Genomic DNA, 8,764 nt, shown 5'->3' with positions numbered 1-8,764 from the left:
GAACTGGGAGGGGGCGGCGTCCCGCCGCCCCCTCCGCCTCCGCCCCCGCCGCCGCTGCTTGGCGGACGGGGCGGCGGCGGGGGCGGCGGGGTTCCCACCCGTACGCCTTTGATCATGTAATCGAGATACTTCGCCCAATAGTCGTACTGCGTGACGGAGTCCGCCGGCGGGCTGACGCCGGGCATCAGCAGACGGAGCTGATAATCGATGATTGCGCTGTAGCACTTCCGTTTTCGCGTCGCCTCGTCGTCGCTCGCGTGGATGCGATAGCGGGTCGGCACGCCGGCCACCGCGAGAATGCCGTCGTCTTTGGTCAGTTCTGCGTAGGCGTAATCGTTCTCCGCCACCAAGCCTCCGCCGAGATGCTGAAGCCGACCGGGGTAAGGCCCGAAGCCCAAATCGTCGAACAGATCCTCCGCCAGCTCGTCGCCGATGGTCGGATAGCCCTCTTCGGCGAACTTGTCGTTCAGCAACGCCGTCGCCCAGGCGACTTCCGTGTCGTCGTTCATCGACCCGCTCAGGTCCACCACGAAGCAGATATCCCGGGGGTGAATTGCTGCGATCGCCTCGGTTCGGGAATCGAACGTTCCCGAGCCGATGATCGGGGCGAACAGCAGTCCCTCGTCCCGTCGACGGGTCACGACTTTGACGGCGTTCGGGGTGATCGCGGAGGCGTCGAAGGAGCGGTCCTCGATATCCCAGAACCCCAGCGTCACGTCCCCGCCGGGGACGCTCACCGCCCGGTTGTTCGCCTCGTTCTCCGCGGCGACGCGGCGGGCCTCGCGCTTGGCGGCGCCGCGACCGTCGGGGAGTTCGGCCACGCCGGCCAGTGCGGCGGCGTCGGCCGCGTTCTGGAGTTCCCCCCGCGTCATCGACATGTAGCCGACGTCGATACTGAAGGCCAGGAAGGCGAAGACCAGCACCAGCAGCACGGCGGCCAGCGGCAGGATCACTCCCCTTCGTGCAGTCCGCCGGCGGCGGGCGTCCGGGACGCGAAGGGAGCGGGGCAGAGATTGCACGGGGTTCTCCGGGGCGAAAGCGGCGAGCCCCCGGCGGATCGCCCGGGGTCCGGGATAACGCTGCGTCGCCCCGTCGCTCGTGGGGCGCCGAACCCGACGGGCGCGGAGGATTTCGCGGTCCGGTCGTGCCGATCGCGGCGAGACTGCCGCCCCGCCGCCCCCTCAACCCGCCCCGAATCGATCGAGCAACGCCTGTCGCCGATACGTAAGCCCTTTCTCCAGTTCGGCCCGCAAGCGGTCCACGGTCAACACGAACCCCAGCAGCCCGCCGGGCGGGGCAAAGCGAAACGACTCGTGCACGACGCAACCGCCGGCTTCGTCCTCCTCCGAGGCCGCGGGGGAGACAACGTGCTCGTTGACGAACGTCGGCAGCGGTCCCTTCGTCATCGTCTCCGTGAACGCCCCGCCGGCGCCGCCGCGGTCCTCGAACCCGGTCACGGTATAGATCACCCGTTGCGGCACGCCGAACCCGGTGATCTCGAGTTCGTTCGCGGTGCCCTCGGCCATCACGTCGGGTCCGCGAAGCAGCCGCACGCCGGCCGACGGATCGGTGAGCGTCATCACCTCCGCCGGCCGAATCAGGCAGGCGAACACCTCCGCCGGGGACGCGGCGAGAGCGACGGTGGACTCGAGTTCGTGAACCGCGGGCATCGGACGGGGTCGTGAAAGAACGGACGGGCGAGTGTAGCCGGACGGGCGATGCGCTCCCCCCGGCCGCGGCTAACATCCTCCCTCGTCCCTCCCCAAGCCCCCCGATCGCCTTGCCGCCGGAACTGCTGCGCCGCTGCCGAATCCTCGCCGGGCCGACCGCCTGCGGGAAAAGCGCCGCGGCGCTGCAACTGGCGGAGCGGTGGGATGCGGAGATCCTCAGCCTCGATTCGATGGCGGTGTTCCGCGGGATGGACGTCGGCACCGCGAAGCCGACCGCCGCGGAGCGGGCCGCCGTTCCGCACCACCTGCTCGATCTTGCGGAGCCGACGGGAACCTTCAGCGTCGCCCGCTATCTGGAGCACGCCGAGACCGTTGTGCGGGACGTCTTGAGCCGAGGGAAGGTTCCGCTGTTCGTCGGCGGGACGGCCTTCTATCTGCGGAGTTTGTTGCGAGGTCTCGGCGACGTGCCCGCCGGCGACGCCGGCGTGCGAGCCGAGTTGGAAGCGGAGATCGCCGAGCGCGGCCCGGAGGCGCTGCACGCCACGCTCGCGGCCGTCGATCCCGCCGCGGCGGCCGGGATCTACACGACCGACGCCCGCCGCATCGTCCGGGCGTTGGAGGTGATTCGACTGACGGGCGCCCCCTTCTCCGCCTCCCGCCCCGACGACGATCCGCTTCCCCCGCAGGACCGGCCCGTGCTCTGCGTGTGGCTCGATCCGCCGCGGGCCGTGCGTTGGGACCGTATCCACCGCCGCATCGACTGCATGCTGGCCGAGGGCTTGGTGGAAGAAGTGAAGCGCCTGCGGACCGACCCCGGTCTGGGAACCACGGCCCGACAGGGGCTGGGTTACAAAGAGGTCCTCGACCACCTCGAAGAGGGCGAGCCGCTGGAGCGCTGCGTGGAGCGACTCAAAACCCGTACTCGGCAGTTCAGCAAGCGGCAGTGCACCTTCTTCCGCGGACTGCCGGAGTGCGTCCGCGTCCCGCTGACCGGCGACGAAGACGCGGCGATGGTCGCCGCGATCGTGGACGCCTTCCCTCACTAATTCGCAGTCTCACTCCCCCGGCAGGACGGCGACCGGCAGGGCGTTGCCGAAGCGGTCGAAGTCTTTAAAGCTCCAGACGATCTGCTTGTCCGGCGTGACTTCGAGGATCTGCGGGTTCGCCGGGCCGGCGTGGCAGTTCACCACGACGGTGTTCCCGTTCGGTTTCCGGGTCGCCATCGTCACCCAGACGAGGTCCACGTTCGGCAGGTCGTCAGAGGTCAGCTCCCAGACCGTCTCGCCGGCCGGGTTCACCTCGATCACGCGGTGGCCGTCGCCGGTGCCGATCAGCGTGTTGCCGTTCGCCAGACGCTCGACGCCGTAGACCTTCGAGCCGACATCGTACTCCCAGGTTACGGTTCCGTCGGCTTGGTACTCACGCACCGCGGCGTCGCTCTCATGGGCGACGAGGTACGTTCCCGCGGAGGTTTTGCGAACGAGTCGCGTGTCCCGGTGAGCATCCGGGTTCTCGACGGTGAGGGGCACTTCGACCTGAATCGTGCCGTCCTTCGCGACCTCCAACAGCCGCCGCGTGCCGCTCTCGGCGATCAGAGTCACGCCGCCGGGCAGGCGTTGGAAGGCGTGAATCTCCACGCCCTTCGGCGCGTCGTACCGCCAGACGGTCTCGCCGTCGGCGTTCGCTTCGATCACGTTGCGGAAGTTCGTTTGATACAGCGTATGCCCGTCCGGCAGGGCTTGGAGATCGTGGATCGCCCTGATCGGCCGCGACCAGACGACCTCGCCGTCCGCATCGATCCGGGCGAGCGTTTTCTTTTCGTAGTCCCCCGCGATCACGGCCCGCGGCGGGCCGGTTTGCGCGGCCGCGTCGGCCGACGCGTCTTCGAGCGGGGTGAAGGCGAGCGGGACGGCGAGGAGCAGGGCGAGCATGCGACCACCCTATCGAACCCGCGGGGCGCTCGCGCCGACACCCGTGCGCGCCGGCGGTATGCTGCCGGGTCCTCCCGACGCTCGCCCGGGGGATTCGCCACTCTCCGCTCCCCCGCCGACCGGATTCATGGACGCTCCCAAGAAGGCCACGGACGCACTCAAAACATGGGTCGCCGAAGTCGCCGCCCGCACCCGGCCGGACCACATCCATTGGTGCGACGGCTCCGACGCGGAGAACCGCCGTCTGACCGATGCGATGGTCGCGGACGGCACGCTCACGCGGCTCAACGAACGTAAGCACCCCGGCAGCTTCCTGCACCGCAGCGACCCCGGCGACGTCGCGCGACTGGAAGATCGCACGTTTATCTGCTGCGAGGACGAGGACGACGCCGGGCCGCTCAATAATTGGAAGTCGCCGCAGGCGATGAAAGCCGTTCTCGACCCGTTGTTCGAGGGCTGCATGGAGGGGCGGACCTTATACGTCGTTCCCTACGTCATGGGTCCGCCGGGCGGCGACGCGGCGAAAGTGGGGGTGGAGATCACCGACAGCCCCTACGTCGCTGCGAATATGCGGATCATGACCCGCATGGGCCGGGTCGCCTTGGAGGAGCTGTCCCGGAAAGGCCACTTCACCAAGGGGCTGCACAGCACGGGGGATCTCTCAAAAGAAAATCGCTATATCGCCCACTTCCCGGGCGAAGACCTCATCATGAGTTTCTCCTCCAACTACGGCGGAAACGCCCTGCTGGGGAAGAAATGTCATGCGTTGCGGCTCGCCAGCGTGCAGGCCCGCAACGAGGGCTGGCTGGCGGAGCATATGTTGATCGTCGGCGTGACGAATCCGCAGGGACAGACGACCTATATCGCCGGCGCCTTCCCCAGCGCCTGCGGGAAAACCAACCTGGCGATGCTGGTCCCGCCCCAGGCGGATCGAGCGAAGGGCTGGACGGTGGAAACGGTGGGCGACGACATCGCCTGGCTGCGGTTCGGCGAAGACGGACGATTGAGGGCGGTCAACCCGGAGTACGGCTTCTTCGGCGTGGCCCCGGGCACCAGCGAGGACACCAATCCCAACGCCCTGGCCAGTTGCCGGGCGAACACCCTGTTCACGAACGTCGCTCTGCGGCCGGACAGCACCGTCTGGTGGGAGGGTCTCAGCCCGGCGCCGCCGGAGTGCGTCGACTGGCTGGGGAACCGGTGGACGCCGAAGTCGGATCACAAAGCCGCTCACCCCAACAGCCGCTTCACCGCCCCCGCGGGGCAATGCCCGAGCATCTCCGATCGCTGGCAAGACCCCGAAGGCGTCCCGATCGACGCGATCGTCTTCGGCGGGCGTCGGAGCCGGGTGATGCCGTTGATCTTCGAGGCGTTCGACTGGAAGCACGGCACCTATCTGGGGGCGACGATGTCCTCCGAGAAGACCGCCGCCGCCGAGGGCGCCGTGGGCGAGTTGCGGTTCGATCCGATGGCGATGCGCCCGTTCTGCGGCTATCACACCGCGGACTACTGGCAGCATTGGTTGGACGTCGGCGAGAAGGGCGGCGAGAAAATGCCCAAGGTCTACCACGTCAACTGGTTCCGCCGGGCGAAGGACGGCAGCTTCCTGTGGCCCGGCTACGGCGACAACATGCGGGTGCTGGAGTGGATCTGTGACCGCGTGCAGGGCGAAGGCGACGCGATCGAGACCCCGCTGGGCTACCGCCCGACCCGTGAGGAACTGCACATGGACGACCTCGGCGTGAACGCGGAGGACGCCGAAGCCCTGTTCGCCGTGAACCGCGAGGACTGGCTGGCGGAGTGCAACGAGCGAGACGCATGGTTCGACCTGTTCGGCGACCGACTCCCGGCCGAACTGCGCAAGCAGAACGACGCCTTGCGTCAACGATTGGGGTGAGCCAAAAGGCGTCCTAACGCGGAGGCTTGGCCAAGCCTCCGTGTTCCGGCGCCAGCGGGCGATCGAGCGGAACAGAGGCGTGGGACGGGAAGCAGAACGGCGTCATCGCCGTAGAGCCTCCTGCATCGGCGTTGTCGTACGGGTAATCTCTCAGGGCTGCCCCGGCCACGCCGCCTCCCCCCCGTCCACACGCCCCCGCGAGTCGATGTCCCGCTTCGTATGCCCCGCTGGCTGCCGCGGAAGCCGTCGTTCGTTTTTTGGCGCCCGGACCGCCCATCATAACCCGAGCGCTCTCCGCCGGTTCGTTCGCCACGCGGCGTTGCTGTGCGTCGCGACGCTCGCGCCGATCGCGGCGTCGGCTCAATCGATCCTGCTGGCGCCGCCGAGCCCGTTGCAGGAAGCGGCCCCGCCCGGCGGGGCGGGTCTGTTCGTGGGGGTCAACGAGTTCACCGACCCCTCCGGCAAGGTCGGCAACCTGCGGTTCGCAGTGAACGACGCCGTCGAGCTGGCCCACCTGTTCGCCCTCGAGCTCCGACTGATCCCGGCGGCGAACTGCACGCTGGCGCTCTCCGGCGAGGCGGAGGGCGAAACGGCGCAGGCTCACCTCGACGCCCTGAAAGCCAACGGCGCGACGGTGACGACGGCCAACGCGGTCCCGATCCTCGACGCGCTCGCCTCCGTCAGTTCCAAGGGACGGGAACCGAATGATCTGCTGATCATCGCGTGCAGCAGCCATGGGTTCTCCGAAGGCGAGCGGGCGTACCTGATGCCCCGTGACGGCCGGTTCGCCTTCCTGGATCGCACCGCCGTGCCGCTGGAGACGTTGGAAGGGACCGTGCGGCGCTCCAAGGCCGGGCACCGGCTATTGCTGATCGACGCTTGCCAGGATCGCGTGAGCGCGACTCGGGGCCTCGGCGGTCGGCAGGCGGCGACGGCGATGAGCGATACCTTCGCCGCCGCCCTCGCCAAGCCGACCGGCCAGGCGAAGCTGGCGAGCTGCGAAGTCGGGCAGTTCAGCCTGGAGCTACCGAGCCTGAAGCAGGGCGTGTTCACCGCGGCTCTGCTGGACAGCCTCCGCGGCGGCGCCAGTGATGCCGACGGCGACGGCTTCGTGCGACTGGCGGAGGTCCAAACGGCCACCACGGCTCGGGTCTCGTCGCTGATCGCCGAGTACAACCGAGACCTGCCCGAGGCGGACCACATCCGGCAATCGCCGACGTTCCACGGGCCGGAAGCGACTCGCTCCCTGCCGCTGGCCGTCCCCGCGACCGACGTCGCGATTCTGATCGAAAAGCTCGCCCGCCGTGTCGGCCAGCAGGGCTATACCGAGGAGCTACACGCCCGGCTGTCCGAGGAGTTGACAGCGGAGACGGCCCCGGCGGACCTGCGGCGGGAAGCCGAACGCTTCGCGGATCGCGGCGGGCGGTTCTTCGCGGTCATCGCGGCGCAGATCCTGACGCCCTCCGACGCCGCGATGCGGGGCGATTCCGACGCGGTCGCGCGGCTCGAAAAAGCGAAGAAGGCCGCTCTACTCGGCTCGGAGCACTACGCGGCAGAGCGATATGACAGCGCCGCGTCGGCGTTCCGCGAGGCAGCCGAAGCGGATCCCGGCGAGGGGATGTTCCACTTCTATCTCGGCGATGCGTTGCAGGAGACCGGCGACCACGCCGCGGCGCTGGCGGCGCTGGAGAAGGCGATCGAACTGATGCCGCAGCACGCCCTCAGCCGGTATTACGCCGGTCTGTCGCACCACAACCTCGGCGACTATCAGGCTGCGGTGAAGCGCTACCGCGAAGCGTTGGCGATCGACGACAGCGATCCGACTATGCACCAATCCTACGGGCTCGCGTTGCGTTTGCTGGGGCTAGAGGAGCAAGCCGTCGAACAGTTCGCGATCGCGGCGGCCGACAATCCCGAACTCGGCGATCCGAACGCCGCCGCGGGCGGCGATCCTCCCATGGCGGGAAACGAGCCTCCTGCCGCCCCGGCGGCCTTCCGACAGATCAGTTCCTTCAAAGAGTTGGCCGGCGAGTGGAAGGCGGAGTTCACCGTCACCGGGAACAACAACTTCCGCATGTTGGACACGACCCGGATCGACCAGAACGGCAACCTGTCCTCCTCGCGGATCATCTACACCTACGACGCGAACGGGAACGAACAGAGGCAAACCCAGATCGATCGGTCCCGGATGATCCTCGACGGCAATCAGATCCTGCTGGGTACGCCCGGGCAGGTGTTCACCCGCCACAACTACAAGTACAACGGCGACGAATTCCACATCGAATACACGGATCTCGGCGGCACGGTGATCTGGTACCGCCAGCAGTAGCGGCCGACTCTTGGCGAACGCCCTCGCGAACTTCGCACCTCGGACTCTTCGCACATTGGGCGCGCTCTGCGGCGCGGCGGGTGCGGTAGAATCGAGCGATGTCCGAATGGCTCGACTCCCTGCCCCCCCCGCCCTCCTTGCTGCCCGGCGGGTGGTGGACGATCGCGGGGTTGGGCGTCGTCGCGGTATTGATCCTGGGGTTCGCTCTCCTGCGACGACTGAGCCGGCCGGCCGTGCCCGAGCGGTCCGCCGAGTCGCAACGAGGCGAACCGCTGCGGGGCGAATTGGTCACCGACCGCCGGACGGCCTTCAACACGACGGGTACGCCGGAGGGCCGCGATCCCTCCCCGCCCGGTCTTCCGCCGGGTCAGGAGGCTCGATTACAGCGGGTACGGGCGGTGGCGGACTTCCTCGATAACTCGTTGAAGATCCCCGGCCTCGGCTATCCGATTGGCTGGGACAGCGTCATCGGCTTGGCGCCGGGCGTCGGCGACGTGGCGACGGGGACGCTGGCTGCCTGGATCATTCTGCAGGGGCGCCAGTTGGGCGTGCCGAAACGGACGTTAGTCCGCATGTGCGGCAACGCCGGCATCGACATCGCCAGCGGGGCGGTCCCGGGGGTGGGCGACGTGTTCGACGTCGTCTTCAAAGCGAACCGCAAGAACCTCCGCCTGATCGAGATTCACCTCGCCAAGCCGCCCAAGGGGCAGAAGACGCTGCCCTCCTAAATACTAGCCCGACGCGCAAGCGTCGGCCGTGATACGCGGCGGATCGGGGCTTCGGTCCAGACCACGCACGGCCGATGCTTGCGCATCGGGCTGATACGACCGGGCTACGCCTCCAACTCCGCCCGCAAGGCGGCGAGTTCGTCCTCGATGCCGTCGTCCGTCGCGGCGACCGCGGCCGGCGCCGCGACGGACGACGGCATCGAGGACGAACT

Annotated in this window: 7 protein-coding genes; 4 read left to right on the top strand and 3 right to left on the bottom strand. The window is 68.4% G+C overall.

Annotated features, from left to right (window positions below; translation table 11 throughout):
* Together LzC2_RS18675 and LzC2_RS18670 are read right to left on the bottom strand one after the other, a co-directional pair.
* Positions 1-953 (bottom strand): TadG family pilus assembly protein (locus LzC2_RS18675; RefSeq protein WP_206678794.1); only part of this gene is annotated, 953 nt, incomplete at its 3' end.
* 228 nt (positions 954-1,181) lie between these two features.
* Positions 1,182-1,670, bottom strand: a complete 489-nt coding sequence (locus LzC2_RS18670) for an SRPBCC family protein (RefSeq protein WP_171189546.1) — start codon at positions 1,668-1,670, stop codon at positions 1,182-1,184.
* Positions 1,671-1,780: 110 nt separating this feature from the next.
* Here LzC2_RS18670 and miaA point away from each other — a divergent pair, with 110 nt between their 5' ends.
* Complete coding sequence (gene miaA, locus LzC2_RS18665) at positions 1,781-2,716, top strand: tRNA (adenosine(37)-N6)-dimethylallyltransferase MiaA (protein ID WP_194362435.1); 936 nt, start codon at positions 1,781-1,783, stop codon at positions 2,714-2,716.
* Positions 2,717-2,725: 9 nt separating this feature from the next.
* On the opposite strand, the gene LzC2_RS18660 is transcribed toward miaA, so the two are convergent.
* Positions 2,726-3,601 carry an outer membrane protein assembly factor BamB family protein gene (locus LzC2_RS18660; protein ID WP_171189545.1) on the bottom strand — a complete coding sequence of 292 codons (876 nt, stop codon included), beginning with the start codon at positions 3,599-3,601 and terminating at the stop codon, positions 2,726-2,728.
* Between the two features lie 127 nt (positions 3,602-3,728).
* On the opposite strand from LzC2_RS18660, the gene LzC2_RS18655 reads away from it, so the two are divergent.
* The 3 genes from LzC2_RS18655 (at position 3,729) to LzC2_RS18645 (ending at position 8,552) form a co-directional block, all read left to right on the top strand.
* On the top strand, positions 3,729-5,495 hold the full coding sequence (locus LzC2_RS18655) for a phosphoenolpyruvate carboxykinase (GTP) (protein ID WP_171189544.1): 1,767 nt from the start codon (positions 3,729-3,731) through the stop codon (positions 5,493-5,495).
* Between the two features lie 205 nt (positions 5,496-5,700).
* Positions 5,701-7,824 carry a tetratricopeptide repeat protein gene (locus tag LzC2_RS18650; protein ID WP_171189543.1) on the top strand — a complete coding sequence of 708 codons (2,124 nt, stop codon included), beginning with the start codon at positions 5,701-5,703 and terminating at the stop codon, positions 7,822-7,824.
* Between the two features lie 98 nt (positions 7,825-7,922).
* Complete coding sequence (locus LzC2_RS18645; RefSeq protein ID WP_171189542.1) at positions 7,923-8,552, top strand: DUF4112 domain-containing protein; 630 nt, start codon at positions 7,923-7,925, stop codon at positions 8,550-8,552.
* The last annotated feature ends 212 nt before the right edge of the window (positions 8,553-8,764 follow it).

The organism is Alienimonas chondri (assembly GCF_013036045.1).
GTDB classification, from domain to species: domain Bacteria; phylum Planctomycetota; class Planctomycetia; order Planctomycetales; family Planctomycetaceae; genus Alienimonas; species Alienimonas chondri.
This window is presented reverse-complemented; position numbering and strand designations above follow the sequence as displayed.